Source organism: Kocuria himachalensis (assembly GCF_054784195.1).
Genome location: NZ_BAAGPL010000009.1, coordinates 1 through 21973 on the forward strand (window position 1 = coordinate 1; position 21973 = coordinate 21973).

Annotated in this window: 20 protein-coding genes and 1 pseudogene; 12 read left to right on the plus strand and 9 right to left on the minus strand. The window is 72.5% G+C overall.

Translation table 11 applies throughout. The annotated features are described in order from the left end of the window. The 3 genes and pseudogenes from ACYVM4_RS06795 to ACYVM4_RS06805 all read right to left on the minus strand — a co-directional run. Window positions 1-98, minus strand: a pseudogene (locus tag ACYVM4_RS06795) (5-dehydro-4-deoxyglucarate dehydratase); the annotation flags it as partial. Window positions 99-159: 61 nt separating this feature from the next. Continuing rightward, the gene (locus ACYVM4_RS06800) at window positions 160-552 is read right to left on the minus strand and encodes a universal stress protein (RefSeq protein ID WP_368822002.1); all 393 of its coding nucleotides are present in this window, start codon (window positions 550-552) and stop codon (window positions 160-162) included. Window positions 553-596: 44 nt separating this feature from the next. Further along, window positions 597-1586, minus strand: a complete 990-nt coding sequence (locus ACYVM4_RS06805) for a 2-hydroxyacid dehydrogenase (RefSeq protein ID WP_460668040.1) — start codon at window positions 1584-1586, stop codon at window positions 597-599. A gap of 286 nt (window positions 1587-1872) precedes the next feature. Here ACYVM4_RS06805 and ACYVM4_RS06810 point away from each other — a divergent pair, with 286 nt between their 5' ends. The 6 genes from ACYVM4_RS06810 (at window position 1873) to ACYVM4_RS06835 (ending at window position 8396) form a co-directional block, all read left to right on the plus strand. Next, a complete protein-coding gene (locus ACYVM4_RS06810) occupies window positions 1873-3468 on the plus strand; it encodes an ABC transporter substrate-binding protein (protein ID WP_368822000.1) in 1596 nt (531 codons plus the stop codon). 59 nt (window positions 3469-3527) lie between these two features. Beyond that, window positions 3528-4541 carry an ABC transporter permease gene (locus ACYVM4_RS06815; RefSeq protein WP_368821999.1) on the plus strand — a complete coding sequence of 338 codons (1014 nt, stop codon included), beginning with the start codon at window positions 3528-3530 and terminating at the stop codon, window positions 4539-4541. A 111-nt stretch (window positions 4542-4652) separates the two neighbouring features. After that, a complete protein-coding gene (locus tag ACYVM4_RS06820) occupies window positions 4653-5549 on the plus strand; it encodes an ABC transporter permease (protein ID WP_460668041.1) in 897 nt (298 codons plus the stop codon). Further along, on the plus strand, window positions 5546-6592 hold the full coding sequence (locus ACYVM4_RS06825; RefSeq protein WP_460668042.1) for an ABC transporter ATP-binding protein: 1047 nt from the start codon (window positions 5546-5548) through the stop codon (window positions 6590-6592). The genes ACYVM4_RS06820 and ACYVM4_RS06825 overlap by 4 nt, the downstream gene beginning before the upstream one ends. Then, complete coding sequence (locus tag ACYVM4_RS06830) at window positions 6589-7680, plus strand: ABC transporter ATP-binding protein (protein WP_460668043.1); 1092 nt, start codon at window positions 6589-6591, stop codon at window positions 7678-7680. The genes ACYVM4_RS06825 and ACYVM4_RS06830 overlap by 4 nt, the downstream gene beginning before the upstream one ends. Then, window positions 7677-8396 carry a sulfite exporter TauE/SafE family protein gene (locus tag ACYVM4_RS06835; protein WP_368821994.1) on the plus strand — a complete coding sequence of 240 codons (720 nt, stop codon included), beginning with the start codon at window positions 7677-7679 and terminating at the stop codon, window positions 8394-8396. Before ACYVM4_RS06830 ends, ACYVM4_RS06835 begins: the two co-directional genes overlap by 4 nt. On the opposite strand, the gene ACYVM4_RS06840 is transcribed toward ACYVM4_RS06835, so the two are convergent. After that, window positions 8382-9410 carry a 2-hydroxyacid dehydrogenase gene (locus tag ACYVM4_RS06840; protein WP_460668044.1) on the minus strand — a complete coding sequence of 343 codons (1029 nt, stop codon included), beginning with the start codon at window positions 9408-9410 and terminating at the stop codon, window positions 8382-8384. The genes ACYVM4_RS06835 and ACYVM4_RS06840 overlap by 15 nt on opposite strands. Continuing rightward, on the minus strand, window positions 9407-10726 hold the full coding sequence (locus ACYVM4_RS06845) for a glucarate dehydratase family protein (protein WP_460668045.1): 1320 nt from the start codon (window positions 10724-10726) through the stop codon (window positions 9407-9409). Before ACYVM4_RS06845 ends, ACYVM4_RS06840 begins: the two co-directional genes overlap by 4 nt. 121 nt (window positions 10727-10847) lie before the next feature. Here ACYVM4_RS06845 and ACYVM4_RS06850 point away from each other — a divergent pair, with 121 nt between their 5' ends. Together ACYVM4_RS06850 and ACYVM4_RS06855 are read left to right on the plus strand one after the other, a co-directional pair. Further along, window positions 10848-11798: a LysR family transcriptional regulator gene (locus tag ACYVM4_RS06850; RefSeq protein WP_368821990.1), complete on the plus strand. Its 951-nt coding sequence runs from the start codon at window positions 10848-10850 to the stop codon at window positions 11796-11798. A 36-nt stretch (window positions 11799-11834) separates the two neighbouring features. After that, complete coding sequence (locus ACYVM4_RS06855) at window positions 11835-12947, plus strand: alanine racemase (RefSeq protein WP_460668046.1); 1113 nt, start codon at window positions 11835-11837, stop codon at window positions 12945-12947. A gap of 75 nt (window positions 12948-13022) precedes the next feature. Here the strand turns inward: ACYVM4_RS06855 and ACYVM4_RS06860 are convergent, their stop codons facing one another. Further along, window positions 13023-14567, minus strand: coding sequence for a PTS ascorbate transporter subunit IIC (locus tag ACYVM4_RS06860; protein ID WP_460668047.1), 1545 nt, complete (start codon window positions 14565-14567; stop codon window positions 13023-13025). 12 nt (window positions 14568-14579) lie between these two features. Then, entirely contained in the window at window positions 14580-15386 is an 807-nt protein-coding gene (locus tag ACYVM4_RS06865; protein WP_460668048.1) for a PTS sugar transporter subunit IIA, read from the minus strand. A 125-nt stretch (window positions 15387-15511) separates the two neighbouring features. Here ACYVM4_RS06865 and ACYVM4_RS06870 point away from each other — a divergent pair, with 125 nt between their 5' ends. Next, on the plus strand, window positions 15512-16726 hold the full coding sequence (locus ACYVM4_RS06870; RefSeq protein ID WP_368821986.1) for an MFS transporter: 1215 nt from the start codon (window positions 15512-15514) through the stop codon (window positions 16724-16726). 198 nt (window positions 16727-16924) lie between these two features. Continuing rightward, window positions 16925-18148, plus strand: a complete 1224-nt coding sequence (locus ACYVM4_RS06875; protein WP_460668049.1) for a chorismate-binding protein — start codon at window positions 16925-16927, stop codon at window positions 18146-18148. Window positions 18149-18198: 50 nt separating this feature from the next. Here the strand turns inward: ACYVM4_RS06875 and ACYVM4_RS06880 are convergent, their stop codons facing one another. Together ACYVM4_RS06880 and ACYVM4_RS06885 are read right to left on the minus strand one after the other, a co-directional pair. Beyond that, window positions 18199-18738: a hypothetical protein gene (locus ACYVM4_RS06880; RefSeq protein WP_368833757.1), complete on the minus strand. Its 540-nt coding sequence runs from the start codon at window positions 18736-18738 to the stop codon at window positions 18199-18201. Between the two features lie 186 nt (window positions 18739-18924). After that, window positions 18925-19299 (minus strand): hypothetical protein, encoded by a 375-nt coding sequence (locus ACYVM4_RS06885; RefSeq protein ID WP_460668050.1) that lies wholly within the window; start codon window positions 19297-19299, stop codon window positions 18925-18927. Between the two features lie 219 nt (window positions 19300-19518). Between ACYVM4_RS06885 and ACYVM4_RS06890 the strand changes: the two genes are divergently transcribed. Beyond that, entirely contained in the window at window positions 19519-20922 is a 1404-nt protein-coding gene (locus ACYVM4_RS06890; RefSeq protein WP_460668051.1) for a hemolysin family protein, read from the plus strand. After that, window positions 20919-21965 (plus strand): hemolysin family protein, encoded by a 1047-nt coding sequence (locus ACYVM4_RS06895; protein ID WP_368821981.1) that lies wholly within the window; start codon window positions 20919-20921, stop codon window positions 21963-21965. Before ACYVM4_RS06890 ends, ACYVM4_RS06895 begins: the two co-directional genes overlap by 4 nt. Window positions 21966-21973: the final 8 nt, after the last annotated feature.

Below are 21973 nucleotides of genomic sequence, written 5' to 3' on the forward strand. Positions count from 1 at the left end.
TCGTCGAAGAGCAGGTCGGCGTCGAAGGCGGTGACGGGGAAGGACAGCAGGCCGTCCTTGAGCTGGTCCGCCAGTTCCTGGGGCGTGTACTGGGTCATGAGGTGGCTTCCTTTGCGCGGGCGCTGCAGGCAGTTGAGGGATGACGAGGTGGTGGCGCGCTCAGCCGCGGGGACCCACTCTGACCTTGACGGCGTGCACGGGACACCCGGCCTCGAGCAGCACCCGTTGGGACAGGGATCCCAGCAGAAGCTTGCCGACGGGCGATCTGCGGCGGAGGCCGATGACCACCATCTGGGCGCCCTGCTGGTAGGAGGCGTCGATGAGCGCATCGCCCATGTCGTCGCCCGGTCCCAGCGAGCAGAGCTCCAGGGCGACCCCGGATGCTTCGGCCTCGGCACGCAGGGCTGCCAGCAGGTCCGGGTGCTGGACGGTGCCGTTCTCGGCCGGGTCGTAGAGGGAGACGCCGGTGCGCCGCAGGACGGCTTCGGAGATGGCGGCACCGACCGCGGCGGACCCTTCGGGTGTGTCCGAGAAACCAACGGCGATGGTCATGGTCGACTTCCTTTCAGGGCCCGGGGAGGCCTGGGGCGCGGGACTCAGGAGATGGGCGTGAGGAGGGTGCCGTCGTCGAGGTAGCTGCGCAGATTGGCCAGCGTCAGCTCGGCCATGTCGCCCCTGGTCTCGACGGTTCCGCTGGCCAGATGCGGCAGCAGGACCACGTTGTCCAGGTCCTTCAGGGCGGACGGCACGCGGGGTTCGTCGGCGAAGACGTCGAGCCCCGCGCCGCCGAGGCGTCCTTCCAGAAGAGCTGCCACCAGGGCGTCCTCGTCCACGACCGATCCGCGGGCGATGTTGATGAGATGCCCCTCGGGCCCGAGCTCGTCCAGGACGGACGAGCCGACCAGCCCCACGGAGGCGGGTCCCCCTGCCGCGGCCACGACCAGGACGTCGACCGCCCCGGCCAGTTCCTCCGCAGAGTGCTGGTAGGTGTAGACGCTCCCCTCGACCGGGCTGCGGTTGTGGTAGTGGATCTCGCAGTCGAAGCCCTCGAGCCGGTGGGCGATGGCGCCACCGATGCGGCCGAGCCCCAGGATGCCCACCTTCTTCCCGGAGGCGCGCACGGTGAGCGGGAAGTGCCCCTGGGCCTCCCAGTCCCCGCGCCGGACGTAGCGGTCCGCCGCGGAGATCCGCCTCAGCACGTCGAGGTACAGGGCCAGCGCGGTGTCGGCGACGCAGTCCGTGAGCACGTCCGGGGTGTTGCTGATCGAGATCCCGCGGGCGACCGCCTGGTCCACGTCGGTCGCGTCGTAGCCGACGCCGAAGTTGACGATCGCCTCGAGGTTGCCGAGCCGGCGCATCAGGTCCGCGTCGACGCCGACCTTGCCGGAGCACACCGCGATCCGGACCTCGTCCGCGCGCTCCGTCAGGAACGCTTCACGCTCCCCGGCGGCGTCGGGCAGGCGCACCGCCCCGAACTCGGAGGCCAGCGCGGCCTGGACCGTGGGATTGACGGGGCCCACCTGGAGGATCCCGGCGCCAGTGCTCTGGACGGTGGAGTCGGCCGCAGCCGGAGCGAAGTTGGTCATGAGTGCAACGTAAGGATCGCATCGAATGCCGTCCAACACATAGATTGCATGGATCAATGCTGTTGAGGCATTGATCTGCCGTACGCCGCGGAATGTAGCGGAAGTCACATTCAGCGACCGCGTCGAACTGCTCCTCCGCGGCCGTCCGGTGCGCCGTCACGGCCGTTCGGCTCCTTGACCGCCGTGGGGGCCGGTCCCACGCTGTCCATACGCCCGGCCGCCGGACAGCCCTTTCCAGAGCTCGTCGAGGCCGGCAACCGCTCGATTCCCGTTCTCGGAGGACACCATGACGTTCGACCTGCCGCGCCCTGCCACCGCCACTGCACCGAAGTCCGGCCGCCCCCGCCGACTGGTGTCCCTCTCGGCCGCCGCCCTCGGCACGGGAGTGCTGCTGAGCGGCTGCTCCGTGGCGAACTCCGAGAACGCCGCGGGATCCGGCGAAGCCTCGGACACTCTGCGCGTGGTCCTCCAGCAGGAGCCTCCGACGCTCGAGCCGTGCGAGGCGAACCTCACCAGCACGGGCGTGGTCGACCGTTCGACCATCACCGAGCCGCTCGTCGAGCGGAACCCGACCACGGGTGAGCTCGAGCCGAAGCTGGCCACCGAGTGGAGCTCCGAGGACGACCGGACCTGGACCTTCACGCTCCAGGAGGGGATCACCTTCCACGACGGGAGCGACTTCACCGCGGAGGACGCCGCGGCCACCATCGAGCGGGCCGTCAACTCGGACCTCGGCTGCAACGTCGAGGGCTACGTGTTCGGTGACGACGACCTCGAGGTGGAGGTCGTGGACGACACCACGCTGACGGTCACGGCCCCGAAGGCCGACCCGATCCTGCCTCTGCGGCTGTCCTTCCTCGAGGTGGTGCCCAGCGAGACCTCCATGACCGAGAAGGTGCGCGAGCCGATCGGCACCGGCCCCTACCAGCTCGACTCGTGGCAGCCGGGCCAGAACATCACCGTCTCCGCCTACGACGGCTACTGGGGCGAGCAGCCGGCCTATCAGAACGCCCGGTACGAGTGGCGCTCCGAGAGCAGCGTGCGCGCCGCGATGATCACCTCCGGCGAGGCGGACATCGCCACCGGGCTGAGCCCCGAGGACAACATCGGGGACCTCGGCGTCAGCTACCCCAACAACGAGACCATCGCCATCCGCATGCACGCCGACGAGGACCCCTTCAGCGACAAGCGGGTCCGCGAGGCCGTCAACTTCGCCATCGACAAGGAGGGCATCGTCGCCAGCCTCTACGGCGGACGCGACCAGGTGGCCGCGCAGCTCGTGCCGGAGGGCGTCGTCGGCCACAACGAGGGCCTCGATGCCTGGCCCTACGATCCGGAGAAGGCCAAGAGCCTCGTCGCCGAGGCCAAGGCCGACGGCGTGAACACCGACGCCCCGATCAGCCTGGTGGTGCGTTCGGCGCAGTTCCCGAAGATCGAGGAGCTGGGCCAGGTGCTCCAGGAGCAGCTCAGCCAGGCCGGGCTCAACGTCAACCTCAAGATGCTCGAGACCAGCCAGCACCTCACCTACCAGGTCCGGCCGTTCGCCGAGGACGAGGGCAACATCGGGCTCCTGACCCAGCACGGCAACCAGGCCGGTGACGCCGCGTTCACCGTGGACCAGTACATGCTCTCCGACGGCGCCCAGAGCTCCTTCGGCACCCCGGAGCTGGACGCCTTGATCGAGGAGGCGGGCGCCGCCACGGGCGAGGACCGGCAGGCGGCCTACGAGAAGGTCTTCGAGTACCAGAACGAGAACGTGACGCAGTTCGCCCACATCGCGCACCAGACCGGCATGCTCGGCAAGTCCGCGGACGTCGAGTACGAGCCGAACTCCTCGTCCGGCGACGAGCTGCGCCTCGCGGAGATGCGGCCCGCGCAGTAGGCGGCCGGCACACCAGGACAGACGCCCGAGGACAGACGCACGAGGACACAGGGGAAGTCATGCTGACCTATCTACGCAAGAGGATCATCTCCAGCGCCATCCCGCTGGCCGTCGTCATCGTCGGTGTCTTCGCGCTGGCCCGGCTCACCGGCAACCCGGCGAGCCTGTATCTGCCGCTGAACGCCACGCAGCAGATGCGTGACGACTTCGCGGCCCGCAACGGGCTGGACCAGCCGTTGCTGGTGCAGATGGCGGACTATTTCGGAGGGGTGCTGCAGCTCGACTTCGGGACCTCGCTCCGTACGGGCGAGTCCGCGGCGGCGATGGCGCTGCGGGCTTTCCCGGCCACCCTCCAGCTGGCGGCGATCACCATGGTCCTCGCCATCGTGCTCGCCGTGCTGGTGGGCAGCTGGGCCGCCCTGAAGCCCAACGGGGTCGCGGACCGGATCGCCAGCTTCACCTCCATGGCCGCGGCCTCCATCCCGGACTTCTGGCTCGCGATCGTCGGCATCTGGATCTTCGCCATCACGCTGGGGTGGGTTCCCACCTCCGGCGTGGGAGGAGCCGCCGCCTGGGTGCTGCCCATCGCCACGCTGGTCATGCGACCGTTCGGAGCGCTGGTCCAGGTGGTGCGCGGCGCCATGGTCTCCGCTCTCTCCGAGCCCTACATCAAGCTGGCCCGGAGCAAGGGCGCCTCCCAGTCCCGGGTGGTCACCCGCCACGCGCTGCGCAACGCCGCGGCGCCGGCGCTGACCGTGGCCGGAGACCTCACCGTGGGCCTGATCAACGGCGCCGTGGTCGTCGAGACGATCTTCGGCTGGCCCGGCATCGGCAAGCTCATGATCGACTCGATCCTGCAGCGGGACTTCGCCGTCCTGCAGGCCTGCGTGCTGCTGACCGCCATCGCGATCTTCGTCCTGAACATCGTCATCGACCTGGCCTACGCGCTGCTGGACCCCCGCGTCCGGCCGGCCGCCTCCGGGCCGAAGACCTCCAGGAAGCCCTCCGTCCCCACCGAGCCGCCGGTTCCAGCCGCCGTGGTCCCGGGCGCCGTGACCACCGCCAAGGCATAGGAGAAACCCATGAGTCAGCTCACCCAGGACGGACGGGCGGCGGACGGACCGCTGGATCCCGCGGAGTCCGCGCCCGCGACGCCTCAGGACAGGAGCTCAGGACACCCCAGCATGTTGCGCATGCTCCTGCGGGACAAGTTCGCCTGCACCGGTGCCGTCATCCTGATCCTCGTCTTCCTGACGGCGATCTTCGGACCGATGCTCATGGGGCCCCTGGACACCCGGCAGGACCTCATGTTCGCCAACAAGCCGCCGTTCGACCCCGCCAACGGCTGGGAGTACATCCTCGGCTCCGACTCGTTGGGGCGCTCCCTCCTGGCCCGCCTGGTCGTCGCCACCCGCACGACCCTGCTCGTGTCCGTGCCTGCGGTGCTGGTCGCCATGCTCATCGGCTCCTTGTGGGGCGTGTGGGCCGGTTACCACCGGGGGTGGCGGGAGAACGCCTCGATGCGCGTGGCCGACGTCATCATGAGCTTCCCCTCGCTGCTGCTCGCCGTCGTCGTGCTCTACGTCTTCAGCCCCTCGATCGCGAACATCGTGCTCATCCTGGCCATCACGCGCATCCCCATCTATCTCAGAACGGCACGGGCCGAGTCCGCCGAGCTGCAGAGCCGCACGTTCGTCGACGCCGCCAGGACCTTCGGGGCCCGGCCCAACACGATCATCCGCCGGCACGTGATCCCGGTGGTCATCCCGTCCATCCTGACGCTGGCCACGCTCGAGTTCTGCTACGTCATGCTCGCCGAGTCCTCGCTGAGCTTCCTCGGCATCGGCATCCAGCCGCCCGACGTCAGCTGGGGCCTGCTCGTGGCGCAGGGCCGGCAGTACCTGCAGACGGCCTGGTGGCTCTCCATCTTCCCCGGTGTGGCGATCGTGGTCACCGCGATCTCGGCGAACATGCTGGCCGCCTGGCTGCGGATCGCCACCGATCCCTCGCAGCGCTGGCGCCTCACCCTGGCCAAGCGCCAGAAGTCCATCGTCCGGACCGATCCCCAGGAGTCCAAGTGACCACGAGCGCCCCCGTCACCGAGACCCGCCCGGCTGTCGAGCACCCCGTGGTGCTCCGTGTCGACGGGCTCGACGTCGACATCCGCACCCCTGCCGGCACCGTCCGCGCCGTCAGCGACGCCGGCTTCGAGGTCCGGGCCGGCCGGACCCGCGCGCTGCTCGGGGAGTCGGGCTGCGGGAAGTCCATGACGGCCAAGGCCGTCGTCGGTCTCCTGGATCCCGTGGCCCACGTGGCCGGCGGCAGCATCCAGCTGAACGGCACGGAACTGACGACCATGTCCCCGAAGCAGCGCCGCAAGGTCGCCGGAGCGGAGCTGGGCATCGTCTTCCAGGACGCGCTCACGGCCCTGAACCCGGTGTACCCGGTGGGGGTCCAGATCGGTGAGTCCTTCCGCATCCACCGCGGCCTCTCGGCGGCGCAGGCCCGGAAGGAGGCCATCGCGCTCATGCGCCGGGTAGGCATCCCGGAGGCCGAGCACCGGGTGGACGCCTATCCGCACCAGTTCTCCGGCGGGATGCGCCAGCGCATCCTCATCGCCGCCGCCGTGGCGCTCGGGCCGCGCGTGCTCATCGCCGACGAGCCCACGACCGCGCTGGACGTCACGGTCCAGGCCCAGATCATGGAGCTGCTGCGGTTGCTGCGCGAGGAGGAGGAGATGGCTGTCGTGCTCATCACCCACGACCTCGCCGTCGTCGCCGAGGAGGCCGACGACGTCACCGTGATGTACGCGGGCACCGTGGCCGAGAGCGGACCCGTGGACGAGGTGTTCGCCCACCCCCGCCACCCCTACACCAAGGGTCTGCTCGAGTCGGTGCCGGCGGACGGGGAGCGCGGCGCCGCCCTGGCCTCCATCCCGGGGAGCCCGCCCGAGCTGAAGAACATCCCACCCGGCTGCGTCTACCAGGACCGTTGCCCGCTGGTCACCGCCCGCTGCCGCGCCGAACGCCCCGTCCTGCGCGAGGTCGCCCCGGACCACCGGGCGGCCTGCCACTACTCCGAGCTGCTCGCCACCGACACCGTTTCCGAGGGGATCGAGTCATGACCGCACTGCTGGATCGACCGCACTCCGACCACGGCGCCGCGCTGGAGGTCCGGGACGTCACCAAGACCTTCCACGTGGCCCGCAGCGCCTCCGGCCACAACCGTCTGCGCGCCCTGGACGGGATCGACCTGACCGTCGGCCGCGGCGAGACCCTGGGGCTCGTGGGCGAGTCCGGCTGCGGGAAGTCCACGCTCGCCCGGACCCTCATGCTGCTGGAGCGTCCTGACTCCGGAACGGTGGCCTTCGAAGGACAGGACCCCTTCGCGCTGAAGGGCAAGGAGCTCCTGGCCTGGCGGCGGCGCGTGCAGATGGTCTTCCAGGACCCGTTCGCCTCGCTGAACTCCCGGATGACGGCCGCGGAGATCATCTCCGAACCGTGGACCACCCACCGGGACCTCTACCGCACCGGCCGGGAGCGCTCCGCCCGGCTGCACGAGCTGCTCCAGCTGGTGGGCCTCCGGCCGTCCGACGCCAAGAAATCTCCCCAGGAGTTCTCCGGGGGGCAGCGGCAGCGCATCGGCATCGCCCGGGCGCTGGCGCTGAACCCGGAACTGATCATCCTCGACGAGCCCGTCTCCGCGCTGGACCTCTCCGTCCAGGCCCAGGTGCTGAACCTGCTCAACGACCTGCAGCAGAAGCTCGGCGTCAGCTACCTCTTCATCTCCCACGACCTGTCCGTGGTCCGTCACGTGACGGACCGCGTGGCGGTGATGTACCTCGGTCGGATCGTCGAGACGGGCCGCACCGCGGACGTGTTCGAGCGCCCTCTCCACCCCTACACCGCCGCGCTGATGTCGGCCTCGCCGAAGCTGGATCCGGCGCAGCGCCCGGCGGAACGGATCGTCCTGCGCGGAGAGCTGCCCTCACCGCTGGACCCGCCCTCCGGCTGCCGCTTCCGGACCCGGTGCTGGCAGGCCCAGGACGTCTGCGCCACGGACGCACCGCCCCGGCAGGACGCCTCCTCGTCGGGCCGCACGGCCCTTCCGATGCCGGGCCGGCGTGACGACGTGGTGCACACGGCGGAGTGCTACTTCCCGATGGCCGAGCCGGTCGCAGCCGGCTCCACAGCGCTGTCCTCCAGGGGATGAGCCTCGGCGTCTTCGCCGTCCTGGCTACGACGTTCTTCGTCGCCGCCGCACTGCAGGGGTCGATCGGGTTCGGCCTGGGGCTGGTCGCCGCCCCGGTCATCGCCCTGGTCGACCCCTCGTTGCTGCCCGCGCTCGTGATCATGCTGGCCACGCTGGTGACGCTGCTGGTGGTGGTCCGCGAGCGCGCGGACCTGGACCTGCGCGGCGCCGGGTGGGCGCTGTCCGGACGGATCCCGGGCAGCGTCCTCGGGGCCTGGCTGGTGGTCGTCATGCCGGCCGCCGCCCTGGCGTGGCTCGTGGCCGGCAGCGTCCTGGTGGGCGTGGGCTCCGCGTTCCTGGGGTGGCGGCCCGGTCCGCGCAAGCGGAACCTGGTGATGGCGGGGGCGCTGTCCGGGGTGATGGGCACGGCGACGTCGATCGGTGGGGCGCCCATGGCGATCGTCTGGCAGGGACAGCCACCCGCCCGCCTCAGGGGCACCATGAGCGCGTTCTTCCTCGTGGGCTCGCTGGTGTCCATCGGCCTGCTGGTGGTGGCGGGGGCCGTCACCCCGGCCGTGGTGACCGCGGTGCTCGGGCTCAGCCCCGCGGTGGTCGCCGGCTTCGTGCTCTCCCGGTGGGTGAACCGCCTGCTGGACGCCGCCCGGTTGCGGCTCCTGGCGCTGACGGCCTCCGCCGGCGGCGCCCTGCTGCTGGTGACCCGGCTACTGATGGAGTGAGCGGAGGGGCGGCACCCCGGGGCGCACCACGTTGCGGAGCTCCTCGCCACGGGCGAGCCGGACGACATTGTCCGCGATGTCGTCGGCGCGGCGCTCGAACGTACTGCGGGCGTGCCCGGAGTGGTGCGGGGTGAGCAGCACGTTGCCCAGCTCCGCGAACGGCAGGTCGGACGGCGGTGTGCGGCCCGGGGCGGGGGCGCCCCACCAGACGTCGATCGCGGCGCCCGCGATGTCCCCCCGGACCAGCGCGCGGTACAGGGCGTCCTGGTCCACCACCGGACCGCGCGCGACGTTGACCAGCAGAGCCGTCGGCCGCATCGCGGTGAGCTCCGCCGCACCGATCATGCCCTCGGTGGCGGCCGAGAGCGGGACGGTGACGACGACGACGTCGGACTCCGCCAGCAGCCGGGGAAGATCGGCCGGGCCGCCGACCCAGCGCGGGTGCACGCCGTCGGGCACGGGCGCGTCCGGGCGGTGCCGGACCGCGGCTGCGGACATGCCGACGGCCTCTGCCAGGCGGACGGTCTCGAGGCCGATGCTGCCGAGTCCGACGACGCCGAGGGTCATCGTGTCCAGCGTCGGGTGCAGCGGCACGTCCGGGTCGGTGGCAATGGTGCGCCACGTGCCCGAGCGCAGCTCGCGGTCGGCCGGGAGCAGCCGGCGCGAGAGGGCCAGCACGGACATGAGCACGTGCTCGGCGATCGGGCGGGCGTGGTGGAAGGTGTTCGCCACCGCCGTCCGCTCAGGCAGGGCCTCGACGGCGACGCGGTCCAGACCGGCGCCGGTCACCTGCACCAGGCGGGCCGCCTGTGCGGCCGCCGCCTCGGTCGGCTCCAGGCGGGAGCACACGACGACATCGGCGGCGGAGAGCACTGCGGTCCGTTCGGCGGCCGGGGCGTCCGCCAGGAACCGCCACCGGTGCTCCGGGGCAGCAGCGGTGAGACGCTCCGCGAAGCGGCTGATGATGGGGTCCGTGACGACCACGGCCAGCGCGCCGGGGGCCGGCGCGGTCACCACCGGGGGCTCGCGAGCTCGTAGCCGGGGTGGAGACGGCGCATGTAGCCGGTGTCGTCGCGCTCGCGGAGACCGCAGTCGAGGTACTGGCGGTGCAGGCGTTCGAGGCCGTCCGGATCGAGCTCGACGCCGAGCCCCGGGCCGGTCGGGACGGCGACCGCTCCCTGCGCGACGGACAGCACGCCCGGCTGGACGACGTCCTCGTCGGTGTCCTTCCACGGCCAGTGCGTGTCGCACGCGTAGTCCAGGTTCGGGGTGGCGGCGGCGAGGTGGACCATGGCTGCGAGACTGATCCCGAGATGGGAGTTGGAGTGCATCGACAGGCCCAGCCCGAAGGTCTCGGCGATGCCGGCCAGGGTGTGCGAACGGCGCAGACCGCCCCAGAAGTGGTGGTCGGAGAGCACGACGTCCACGGCTCCGGCCCTGACCGCGGGCGGCAGGTCCGCGAAGCTCACCACGCACATGTTGGTGGCCAGCGGGAGACCCACCCGCCCCCGGACGGCGGCCATGCCCTCGATGCCGGGCGTCGGGTCCTCGAGGTACTCGAGGACCCCCTCCAGTCGGCGCCCGATGCGCACCGAGGTCTCGACCGTCCACGCCGCGTTGGGGTCGATGCGCAGGGGCAGACCGGGGAACTCCGCGCGCAGCGCCTCGACGGCCTCCGCCTCGGCGTCGGGTTCCACGACCCCGCCCTTGAGCTTGAGGGCCGTGAAGCCGTAGTCGGCCACCATCCGGCGGGCCTGCGCCACGATGCCGTCCGGGTCGAGCGCCTCCCCCCAGGAGTCCTCGGCTCCGCCCGGGTGCCCGGCCCACTTGTAGAAGAGGTAGCCGCTGAACGGCACGGTGTCCCGGACCCGTCCGCCGAGGAGCTCGCTGACGGGCACTCCCAGGATCCGGCCCTGGATGTCCAGGGCCGCGACGTCGAAGGGAGAGAGCACGCGATCGGCGGTGGAGGAACCCGTGACCATCCCGCTCATGCCGTGGCCGCCCGCGACGGTGTCCGCCACGAGAGCACGGGTCACCCGGGCCCGCAGGTCGTTGGTGTTGAAGGGGTCCGCGCCCACGACGGCCTCGGCCGCCAGGCGCAAGCGGTCCAGGTGCCCCGCGTCCCCGTAGGTCTCGCCCAGCCCGGTGACGCCGGCGTCGGTGGAGATCTGCAGGATCGCACGAAGCGCGACCGGTTCGTGCACGCCCACCGTGTTCAGCAGCGGCGGATCGGTGAACGCCACGGGGGTCACGGTGACCCCCGTGATGACCGTCTGCCGGAGGTGCGGTGAGGGCTCCGCGGAGTCGTGGGCCTCTTGGCTGAAGTGCATCTCGGGTGGTCCTCTCCTGGGACGGCCCCAGAGACGGGCCGTCGGCCCTTCCCACGCTAGAGAGCCCTGACCATGCCTGTCCAAGCTAAAATAGGCACTCAATCATTCAAGGAGTGGATTGATGTACTCGCTGATCCAGCTCGAGTCCTTCGTGGCGGTGGCCGAGGAGCTCCACTTCGGCGCCGCGGCGGCGCGGTTGAACATGACGCAGCCGCCGCTGAGCCGGCAGATCCAGCTGCTGGAGCGTGAGCTCGACGCCCAGCTCTTCAAGCGCAGCAGCCGGAAGGTCCAGCTCACGGAGGCCGGTCAGACGCTGCTGCCGAGCGCCCGGCAGATCCTGGACCTGTGCGCCAAGACCGAGCTGGACGTGCGGCGGGTGGCGACGGGCGATGCCGGCTCCATCGTGATCGGCTACACCGCCATCGCCGGCCAGTCCAGCCTGCCGGGCATCCTGCGGCTCGCGCGCCGGCACATGGAGGGCGTGCACCTGGTGCTGCGGGAGGCCGTCTCCGTGGACCAGATGGACGCCCTCTCGCGGGGCACCATCGACATCGGCCTCCTCCGCCCGATCGTGAACCGTTCCGGCGTGGTGACCCGGCCCCACATGGAGGACCGGCTCGTGGCGGCCTTCCCGGACGGCCACTTCCTGGCCACCGGGCGCGGCGTGCGGATGCGGGAGCTCGACGGCCTGCCCCTGATGATGTACTCGACGTCCGAGGCCCGGTACTTCCACGACCTGGTCATGCGGCTCTACGAGAGCGCCGGAGCTCATCCGGTGGTCACCCAGCTCGCCAGCCAGGTCCCCGCTCTGCTGGCCTTCGTGGCGGCCGGACTCGGGGTGAGCCTGGTACCGGCCTCGGCCATGGACTTCTCACCCCCGGGAGTGGTCTTCGAGGAGCTGACCGGTCCTGCGGGCCTGGCGGACCTGAACCGGGCCGATCTGCACGTCGCCTGGAACGAGACCAGCAACAACCGCGCGGTGGCCCGTCTGCTGAGCCTGATCCTGGGGGACGACGAGGCGGTGCGGGCCCTGAACGACGACGGCGGGCCTGACGACGCAGCGACTCCCTGACCACCGATCCACCGTCGCCCCGGCACAAGGAGCCCCATGCCCCGCATCCCCGAAGAAGTCGACACCCCGGACGTCCTGATCGACCGGGACGTGCTGGAGCGGAACATCGAGCGGATGGCCGCGGCCGTGCGCGAGCGGGGGCTGCGGCTGCGCCCGCACGCCAAGACGCACAAGGTCCCGGAGATCGCGGCGCTGCAGCTCGCCGCGGGCGCGATCGGACTGACCGTGGCCACGCTCGGGGAGGCCGAGGTCTTCGCCGCGCACGGGGCCCGCGACCTCTTCGTCGCGTATCCGCTGTGGGTCGGCCCGCGGCAGGCGGAGCGCCTGCGCCGGCTGAGCGCCGCGGCCCGGATCAGCGTCGGGGTGGACTCGGCCGAGGCCGCCGCGGCCATGGGCGGGCAGCTGGGGGACGCCGCGGGGGACGTCGCCGTGCTCGTGGAGATCGACAGCGGCCACCACCGCAGCGGTGTGCATCCGGACGCCGCCGCGGACGTCGCCCGGGCCGCGGCCCGTGCCGGGCTGCGCGTCGAGGGCGTCTTCACCTTCCCCGGCCACAGCTACGCCCCGGGCATGCCGGTCGAGGCCGCCGCGCAGGAGCAGCAGGCCCTGCAGCGGGCGGCCGCGCAGCTGGAGGCCGCGGGCTTCGAAGTGCTGCGCCGCAGCGGCGGCTCCACGCCCAGCGCCCTGCTGACCGACAGCGCCGCGGCCACGGAGGTGCGGCCCGGGGTCTACGTCTTCGGTGACGCCCAGCAGCTGGAGCTCGGCCGGTGCGCCCTCGAGGACATCGCCCTGACCGTGGCCGCGACCGTGGTCAGCCGGCACGAGGGCGGGGCCGGAGGCGGGCACGAGGTGCCGCGGCGGGTCGTCCTCGACGCCGGCAGCAAGGTCCTCGGCAGCGACCGGCCCGCCTGGGCCACCGGCTGCGGGCGGCTGATGGACCACCCGGACGCCCGGATCACCGCCCTGTCGGAGCACCACGCCACCGTCGTCTGGCCCGAGGACGCCCCGCTGCCCGCCCTCGGCGAGCGCCTGCGCGTGATCCCCAACCACGTGTGCCTCACCATGAACCTGGTCGACGACGTGGCCGTGGTGCGCGACGGGGCGCTGCTGGAGCGCTGGACCGTGGCCGCGCGGGGCCGCAACTCCTGACCCGGTGGTGCGCCGGGCGGCCACCGGGCGATCCCCGGCCGACGGGCGGGCGCTCGATGGTCCCGGGCCGGCGGATCAGCGCGGAGGCGGCGGCGGTGCGGGTGCGCCCTTGGGCGGCGCGATCCTGGGGAACGTGCGGGAAGGACCCGCCGCAGCGTCCGCGGTCTCCGGAGCGCCCGCGGACCCGGGCCAGGCACGGCCGGCGGCAGGGTCCCAGCGGGTGTCGACCACCTTGCGCTGGACCACGATCGCCAGCGCCAGCACCCCGAGCCCGATCAGCGCGATGACCACGATGCCGCCGACGGACCCGATCTTGGCGGCGGAGCCCACGGCGATCCCGAACCAGCCGAAGTCGGCGTCGCCGAAGGTGGTGTTCTCGTCGCCGAAGGCGCCCAGGACGGACAGCAGGAACGCGGGCAGGAACGTGATGAGCAGCCCGTTGACGAAGCCGCCGGCGAGGGCGCCGCGGCGTCCTCCGGTCGCGTTGCCGTAGACGCCGGCCGCGCCGCCGGTGAAGAAGTGGGGGACGAGCCCCGGCAGGATCAGGGCGAGGCCGATGGCGGGGTTGAGCCAGACGGAGAGGACGAGCAGCCCGATCAGGCCGCCCACGAAGCTGGCGATGAAGCCCAGGAGCACGGCGTTCTGCGCGTAGGGGAAGACGATCGGGGCGTCGAGCGCCGGGATGGCCCCGGGGACGACCTTGGCGGCGATGCCCTGGAAGGCCGGGACGAGCTCGCCCAGGATGGTGCGCACGCCGAAGAGGATCACGGCGACGGCCACGCCGAACTGCAGGCCCTGGGTGATCGACATCATGAGGTAGTTGCCCACCCCGGTGGCGCCGCCCTCGAACGCGGTGAAGGCCTCCTCGGTCCCGGCCCGGGCGAGGAAGAGCACGGCGAGGACCACGTACATCAGGGCCATGGACAGCGCGGTGGCCACCATGGAGTCGCGGAGGAAGCGCAGCCCCTCCGGCAGCTTCGTGTCCTCGGTGGACCGGCTCCGCTTTCCCACGACCTGCCCCACGGCTCCGGCGGCGATGTATCCGGCGGTGCCGAAGTGCCCGATGGCCACGCTGTCGTCGCCGGTGATCCTGCGGGTCCACGGGTGGGCGAGCGCCGGGAGGGAGACCATGAGGATGCCGAGGAGCACGGCGCCGAGCAGCACGGTCACCCAGCTGTCGTACCCGGCGGTGGCGAGGATGATGGTCAGCATCGTGGCCATGAACAGGACGTGGTGGCCGGTCAGGAAGACGTAGCGCAGCGGGGTGAAGCGGGCGAGCAGGAGGCTCACGGCGAAGCCGAGGATCATCAGCCACGCGACCTGGGCCCCGTACTCGGCCTGGGCGATCCCGGCGATGGCCTCGTTGGTGGGGATCACGCCCTGGGCGCCGGTGGCGCCCAGGATCATGGCTCCCAGGGGCTCCAGGGAGGCGACGACGAGGGTGGCGCCGGCGCCGATCAGCAGGAAGCCGAGCGTCGCCTTGATGGCGCCGCCGATGATCTGGCCGGTGCTCTTGCGCAGGGCGGCCAGGCCCACGGCGGTGATGATGCCGATGAGGAACGCCGGGACGGCGAGGATCTCGCTGACCAGGAACTCGGGGATGCTGACGAGCCAGTTCACGGATTGCCTGCCTTAGACGTCGTAGAGCTCACGCAGGGCGGCGTCGAGCTCGGTGGTGCTGGTGAAGTTCTCGATCACCTTCACGGGGACGCCGACGTCCCCGAGGGTGCGGGCGATCTCGCCGGAGGTGAGGATCAGGTCCGCCTCCTTGGCCTTGCCGCGGGCCGAGATGGTGTCGGTCGCCTCGACCGTGAGGTACTTGCTCCACCCCCAGTGGTCGAGCACCTGCTCCAGGGTGTTCTTCAGGAACAGGCTGGTGCCGAGCCCGTTGCCGCAGACGGTGAGGATCTTGTTGCGGCTGTCCGCGGCCGCCTCCGTCGTCGTCGGTGCCGGTTCCGCGGACGGCGCCGCTTCCGCGGGCCGTTCCGGGGCGCCCGCCGACAGGACGGCGAGCACCCCCTCCGGGGTCCTCGCCCCGTCCAGCGCGGCCCGGGTCCCCGGCGAGCCCAGCAGCGTGGCCAGCGTCCGCATGGCCTGCAGGTGCTCGTTCCGGTCCGTCGCGGAGAGGGCGACGACGAGGGTCACGGGGTCGTTCGCCGCGTGCCCGAACTCGACCGGCCGGGCGAGCCGGACCCAGGACATCGCGGTGCGGTGCACGGCCTCCGATGGCCGGGCGTGGGCGAAGGCGAACCCCGGGGCGACCACGATGTACGGGCCGTTCTCCTCGACGCTGGTGATCATGGCCCGCGTGTACTCCGCGCCGGCGGCGCCCTGCTGCTCGAGCAGCTCGCCGGCCAGCGCGATGGCGCCGCGCCAGTCGTCCGCCACCGCGTCGAGGCGGACCGAGGCGGTGTTCAGCAACCGGGTGATCTCAGACATACCGGCCATCCTAGGCGGGAGTGCCGTCCCGACGTGCGGCGGTAATCTGGCAGGCTGGCGGAAGCACCTGCCCCGCCGGCAGGAGACCACTGCACCAGATCACTGCACTGTCGGGGAGGACCGAGATGAGCCAGCGCTCCGTGCCCGCGCGTGCCCTGCCGTGGGTCGTCGTCGGCATCGTGCTCGTCGCGCTCAGCCTGCGCGGGCCGATCATCGCCCCGACCCCCGTGATCACGCAGCTCCAGTCCGACCTCGGCCTCTCGGCGGCGACCGCGGGTCTGCTCACGGGCCTGCCGGTGCTGCTCTTCGCGCTGGCCACCCCGCTGGCGTCGAAGCTGATCGGACGCTTCGGGCCGGAGGCGGCGGTCCTGGTGTGCCTCACGGGCGTGCTGGCCGGGACCGTGATCCGCTCTGCCGGCCCCGCTCCGGTGGTCCTGGCCGGCACCGTGGTCATCGGCGCCGCGATCGCCATCGGCAACATCGTGGTCCCGGTGATCATCCGCCGCGACGTCCCCTGGCGCCGGATCCCCGTGGTGACCGCCGCCTACACGGCCTCGCTCAACGTGGGGTCGATGATCACCGCTCTGGGCACCGCCCCGCTGGCCGCGGTGGTCGGCTGGCGCTGGGCGCTGGCCGCCTGGAGCGTGCTGACGCTGGCGGCGCTGGGCTTCTGGCTGGTCGTGGCGCGCCGCCGGGCCGGCACGCCGCACACCACCCCCACGCCCGCCGAACCTGACACGGCCACCGGGGCGCTGCGGCAGGCCCGAGGCACCACGCAGATCCGGCGCATCGGCTGGTGGCTGACCTTCGCCTTCTGCGGGCAGGCCCTCTCCTACTACTCCGTCACCGCCTGGCTGCCGACCCTGCTGGCCGACACCCGCGGGCTGAGCCTGGCGGCCTCCGGGGCCGGCGCGTCCCTGTTCCAGGTCGCCGCGATCGCCGGGGCCCTGGGAGTGCCCCTGCTGGCCGCCCGCACCCCGGCGTGGGTGCCGGTAACCCTCATCGGGGTGCTGTGGATCACCCTGCCCGTCGGGCTGCTGATCGCCCCCGAGGGCTACCTCGTCTGGTCCGCCATCGGCGGCGTCGCCCAGGGCGGGGGCTTCACCACGATCTTCTCGATCGTCGCGCGCATCGTGCGGACCGACGCCGAGGCCGCGGGGACCTCCGCCCGCATCCAGGGCAGCGGCTACCTCGCCGCGACGATCGGCCCGCCCCTGGTCGGCGCACTGAACTCCGGCACCGGGGGGTGGACCGTTCCGCTGCTGGTCGTGCTGGGCGCCACCGTGGTGTTCCTGGTCGGCGGTCTCCTGGCCGTCGCCGAGACCCGCCGCCGCCCGTAGCGGCCACCGGCCCGGGGAGGCCCCCGACGTCCACCGGGTCCCGGTGGCCCAGGGACAGGAGCTTCCTCGCGCGCGGCCTTGTCGGCCGAATTACGGCAGAGATGTGTCAGCTAATCCGGAGCGGACTGCTACAGTCGAGCCACGCACGACTAAGGGTCCCCTAACCTGCCCCGATCCGCTCGACCGAAGGCCCCGCCCATGCTCCGTGGAACCACGCTCCCCGCCGGTGCGCCCGCACCCCTCCACCGGGGCGACGCACGGGGTCCCGGCGTCGACGGCGACTTCGCGTTCGCGGGCCGCCACGGGATCCTTCTCGCCCGTCGCGACCGGGAGCTGCCCGCGGAACGGATCACGGACGGCGTCGTCGACGCGGTCCTGGCCCGCCTCGACGAGGTCACCCGCGAGGTGTCCGGCGACCGGGGCCGCGGTGCCGCCCGTCCGGTGGTGTGCGGCGCCATCCCCTTCGACCCGGACGAGCCGGCCGACCTGTTCCTCGCCGAGCGGCCCGCGTGGGCGCCCCGCCCGGCGCCCACGATCCCCGTGCCCCCGGCGCGGCAGCTCGTGCCCTCCGCCCCGGCGCCGGATCCCGACCACCGTGAGGCGCTCGCCGAGGCCCTGGACCGCATCGGCCGCGGCGCCGCCCAGCACCTGGTGCTGGCCCGCGCGCTGGACCTCCAGCTCCCCGCCCCCGTGGACCTGGACCGGCTGTGGGAGGAGCTGGTGGCCCGCGCCCCGGGCGGCCACGCCTTCCTGGTGCGCCCGCGGGGCGGCGGCCCGGTCCTCGGTGCGGGCCCGGAGCTGACGGCCCAGGTGCGGCCGACCGGCTTCGCCGCCCATCCCCACACCGGCTGCGCCGCGCGCCACCTCACGGTCTCGGGCGACGCGGCCGCCCAGCAGTCCCTGCTGCGCTCCCCCGCCGCGCGCCGGCGGCACCAGCACGTCGTCGAGCACCTGGCCCGCCGCCTGGCCCCGCACGCCGCGTCCCTGGACGTGCCCGGGCAGCCCAGCGTGCTGGGCACCGACGCCGCCTGGCACCTCGCGACCCGGCTCACCGGCCGGCTGCACCGGGGCACCAGCGCGCTGCACGCGGCGGTGGCGCTGCACCGTGCCGCCGCCGGCTGCGGCGCCCCGGACCGGGAGGCCCTGTCCCTGATCCGTGAGCTCGAGCCGCGGCCCCGCGGGGCCTTCGCGGGCCTCGTGGGCTGGACCGACGCCGCCGGGCACGGCCAGTGGGTGCCGGTCCTGCGCAGCGTCCACCTGCACGGCACGCAGGCCCGGTTGCACGCGGCCGCGGAGCTCCACGCCGCCGCCACCGTGGACGGCGCCCTGGCCGAAACGGCGGCGAACCTCGGCACCGTCCGCGCGGCGCTCGCGGCCGCCGGCGCCCTTCAGGAGACCGCCGCGGCCCCGGACGCCGCCTGACCGGTCACGCCCGGACAGGGGAATCCCGCACGGGCACCGGGGGCCTGAGTTCAGTCGAGCTCCACCACGGTGACCGGCAGGGGCAGGGACTCCGCGGTGAAGGTGGTCTGCTCGGAGAACGGCACGCCCGCCTCGTCCCGGCCGAAGCACAGGGCCAGCACCTCCCCCGGTTCGGTGCCGGCCATCAGGGTCCAGTGCTGGCCGACGGCGTCCACGGCGTGGGCCTGGTGGTCGAGGTCCGCCTCGCCCTCGACGTCGGCGAAGCGGGCCCGGTAGGCCTCCAGCTCCTCGGGGGTCTGCAGCACCCCGGCGGAGACGATCGCCTCCTCGTCGCCGGTGACGGCAGGGGCCACCGGATAGGCGATCCGGAACGGCGGCTCGAGCACCTCCAGCAGCTCCCGGGCGGGGGTGGCGTCGTCGCCGCGCAGCCACAGCCGGCCCGTCGCGTCGACGAAGCCCGTGTACTCCTCGTCGTTGGGGTAGAAGCAGAGGAAGCCAGAGCCCGGGATGCGCGCGGCCAGCCCGGAGAGGTCCGCGGCGTGCTCCACGGTCAGGAAGCGGGTGAGGGGCTCCAGCGGCAGGGGTTCCACGGGCGATGTCTCCTAGCGGTGCGGCGGGGCGGTGGGACGACGACGAGGCGGTCGCGCCCGGACGCTCTACGCTACGCCGCCGGTGCCCGGTCCCGCTCCGGCACGCTCGGCGCAGCCGGGGAACCGCGGTGGTGCCGGGAGACGGCAGCTCGGTGGCAGCGGCTCACGGCGTGCTGCGGGGACGGCCTACTGCAGCACCGGCATCAGCAGCCCCAGGAGCACGAGGCCCGTCCCGCAGACCGCCAGCACCCAGGCCGGGCGGTGCGGGGTGCTCAGCCTCCACTGCTCCGGGTGCAGGGAGTGGAACCAGACGACCACATCGGTCCCGGGAGTGGGCGCGGTCACCGGCGGAGGGTGCCAGGGCTCCTCGTGGATCTCGTAGCGGGTGGTGTGCCAGCGCAGGCAGTGCGTCCCGTCCCGGAGGACGTGGATCGCCTCGGTCCGGTGCCACCGGGCGTGCAGGCAGCGGATGATCAGGGCCGCCGCCAGCAGGGCCAGACCGGTGTTGGTGGCGGCGGCGCTGGCGACTTCGAGCAGAGCCGCTCCGCTGAGTCCGGTCACGGCCCCGAGCTTAGTGGTGGGCCGGGCCGGAACTCACAGAATTCTCATCTTTCCCAGGCTTCTCATGGTTGGGGTTGCTAGATTCTCTGGTTCCTGCGGCCTGGAGCTGGGCCGCCCTGTGCACGAGTGAGATACGGAGATCATGAGCGCCCACTGCGACGCGCCCTGTGACAGACCCCGGCCTTCGGGCCGTGCAGATGTGACGAGGTGGTGGGGCTGATGGAAGTCCTGTCGATCCTCGTCGGGGTGGCCCTGATCGCCGCCTGCGGGGCCTTCGTGGCCGCCGAGTTCTCGCTGATCACCGTCAACCGCAACGACGTCGAGGCCGCAGCGGCCACCGGCGACCGCCGTGCGAGCGGGGTGCTGCGGGCGATGAAGACGCTGTCCACGCAGCTCTCCGGGGCGCAGCTGGGCATCACCGTGACGAACCTGGGCATCGGGTTCCTGGCCGAGCCGGCCATCGCCGCCCTGATCGTGGGCCCGCTCACCGACGCCGGGCTGTCCCCGGTGGCGGCACGCTCCACCTCCATCGCCCTGGCGCTGGTGCTGGCGACCGGCCTGACCATGATCTTCGGGGAGCTGGTGCCCAAGAACCTGGCCATCTCCAGGCCACTGGCCACCGCCCGTGCGGTGAGCGGGTTCCAGCGCGGCTTCACCAAGGCCCTGGCCTGGCCGATCCGGCTGTTCAACGGCAACGCCAACCGCATCGTGCGCGCCCTCGGGGTCGAGCCGCAGGAGGAGCTGGCCTCGACCCGTTCCCCCCAGGAGCTCGCCGGGCTGGTGCGCCACTCCGCCGAGCGGGGGGCGCTGGCCGCAGCCACCGCCGAGCTGGTCGAGCGCTCCTTCGCCTTCGGCGACCGCCGCGCCCACGACGTGATGACCCCCCGGGGTCAGATGACCACCCTGGCCCCGGACGCGTCCGTGCACGAGATGCTGGCCACGGCCAAGACCTCGGGGCACTCACGCTTCCCCGTCCTCGACGCCGGGGAGGGAGCGGTCCTGGGCCAGGTGCACGTGCGCCACGGCCTGGCTGTGCCCTACCGCGAGAGGACCGCCGTGACCGTGGACGAGGTCATGGACGAGGTCACCTTCGTCCCGGACACGGTGGCCCTGGACGAGCTGATGGACACCCTGCGCGCCGGAGGCCTGCAGATGGCGGTGCTGATCGACGAGTTCGGCGACACCGCCGGGCTGGTCACCCTGGAGGACCTGGTCGAGGAGCTCGTCGGAGAGGTCCGCGACGAGCACGACCCCGAGCCCGAACCCGTCACGGTGGAGCCGGACGGGTCCTGGGACCTCTCGGCGGCCCTGCGCCCGGACGAGGCCGCCGAGCACCTCGCGGTGACGGTCCCCGAGCACGAGGACTACGAGACCCTCGCCGGGCTCGTGACCCTGCACCTGGGCCGTCTGGCCGAGGTCGGGGACCGGGTCACGGTGGCGGCCACCCCCGTGCCCGGAGAACCGGAGGCCACGATCACCTTCGAGGTCACCGCGCTGGACGCCCACCGCATCACCGAGCTGCACGCCCACGTCCACCGTCCCGGTGACGGGACGACCCCCGCCGGCGCCCCGGAGGGCCGCGCCGTGGAAGCCGCCGCGCACAGCCAGGAGGTGACCCGATGAGCGAGGTCACCGGCCTGATCCTGACCGTGGTGCTCCTGGGCGCCAACGCGTTCTTCGTCGGGGCGGAATTCGCCCTGATCTCCGCCCGCCGCACCATCATCGAGCCCAGGGCGCTGTCCGGGTCCTGGGCCGCGAAGGTGACCCTGGGAGCCATGGAGAACGTCTCGCTGATGATGGCCGGCGCGCAGCTGGGCATCACCATCTGCTCCCTGGCCCTCGGCTACATCAGCGAACCGGCCATCGCCCACCTGCTCGAAGTGCCCTTCGGCGCGATCGGCGTCCCGGAGTCCTTCGTGCACCCGATCGCCTTCGCGATCGCCCTGTCCCTGGTGACCTACCTGCACGTGGTGTTCGGGGAGATGGTGCCCAAGAACATCGCCCTGGCCGGCCCGGAGCGCATGGCCATGGTCCTGGCGCCGGTCCTGGTGGGCATCGTCACCGTGCTGCGCCCGCTGCTGTGGGTGCTCAACGGCATCGCCAACGGGATCCTGCGGCTGCTGCGCGTGGAGCCCAAGGACGAGGTCACCTCGGTGTTCACGCGCGACGAGGTCGCGGCCCTGGTCGAGGAGTCCCGCCACGGCGGTCTGCTGGAGGCCAACGACGAGCGCCTGCTGCTCGGGGCCCTGACCTTCGAGGAGCGCAGCGTGACCGGGATCGTGATCCCGCTGGGCAGGGTCACCACCCTGCCCGCCGGAGTCACCCCCGCCCAGGCCGAGACGGTGGCCGCCGGCGGGTTCTCCCGGTTCCCCGTCTTCGACGTCTTCGGGGAGCTCGCCGGGTACGTGCACGTCAAGGACCTCATCGCGATCGACGAGGCCGCCCGGAACACCCCGATCGACCCGTGCCTGATCCGCGCCCTGCCCCCGATCGACCGGGACATGCCGCTGCGTGCGGCCCTGACGCTGATGCAGAACTCCGGGGCCCACCTCGGCCTCGTGCTCGACGAGCGCGGCAAGGCCGAGGGCATCGTCACCCTGGAGGACATGCTCGAGGAGCTCGTGGGGCAGATCCGCGACGACAGCCGCACGCTCCGGGCCCGCTAGGACCCGCG

Bases quoted from the DNA above. Each gene is read 5' to 3' on its own strand.
- ACYVM4_RS06845 (WP_460668045.1), bottom strand. From the start codon at position 10,726: ATGCACTTCAGCCAAGAGGCCCACGACTCCGCGGAGCCCTCACCGCAC.
- ACYVM4_RS06810 (WP_368822000.1), top strand. From the start codon at position 1,873: ATGACGTTCGACCTGCCGCGCCCTGCCACCGCCACTGCACCGAAGTCC.
- ACYVM4_RS06800 (WP_368822002.1), bottom strand. From the start codon at position 552: ATGACCATCGCCGTTGGTTTCTCGGACACACCCGAAGGGTCCGCCGCG.
- ACYVM4_RS06805 (WP_460668040.1), bottom strand. From the start codon at position 1,586: ATGACCAACTTCGCTCCGGCTGCGGCCGACTCCACCGTCCAGAGCACT.
- ACYVM4_RS06855 (WP_460668046.1), top strand. From the start codon at position 11,835: ATGCCCCGCATCCCCGAAGAAGTCGACACCCCGGACGTCCTGATCGAC.
- ACYVM4_RS06820 (WP_460668041.1), top strand. From the start codon at position 4,653: ATGTTGCGCATGCTCCTGCGGGACAAGTTCGCCTGCACCGGTGCCGTC.
- ACYVM4_RS06895 (WP_368821981.1), top strand. From the start codon at position 20,919: ATGAGCGAGGTCACCGGCCTGATCCTGACCGTGGTGCTCCTGGGCGCC.
- ACYVM4_RS06815 (WP_368821999.1), top strand. From the start codon at position 3,528: ATGCTGACCTATCTACGCAAGAGGATCATCTCCAGCGCCATCCCGCTG.
- ACYVM4_RS06830 (WP_460668043.1), top strand. From the start codon at position 6,589: ATGACCGCACTGCTGGATCGACCGCACTCCGACCACGGCGCCGCGCTG.
- ACYVM4_RS06835 (WP_368821994.1), top strand. From the start codon at position 7,677: ATGAGCCTCGGCGTCTTCGCCGTCCTGGCTACGACGTTCTTCGTCGCC.
- ACYVM4_RS06875 (WP_460668049.1), top strand. From the start codon at position 16,925: ATGCTCCGTGGAACCACGCTCCCCGCCGGTGCGCCCGCACCCCTCCAC.
- ACYVM4_RS06865 (WP_460668048.1), bottom strand. From the start codon at position 15,386: ATGTCTGAGATCACCCGGTTGCTGAACACCGCCTCGGTCCGCCTCGAC.
- ACYVM4_RS06870 (WP_368821986.1), top strand. From the start codon at position 15,512: ATGAGCCAGCGCTCCGTGCCCGCGCGTGCCCTGCCGTGGGTCGTCGTC.
- ACYVM4_RS06850 (WP_368821990.1), top strand. From the start codon at position 10,848: ATGTACTCGCTGATCCAGCTCGAGTCCTTCGTGGCGGTGGCCGAGGAG.
- ACYVM4_RS06890 (WP_460668051.1), top strand. From the start codon at position 19,519: ATGGAAGTCCTGTCGATCCTCGTCGGGGTGGCCCTGATCGCCGCCTGC.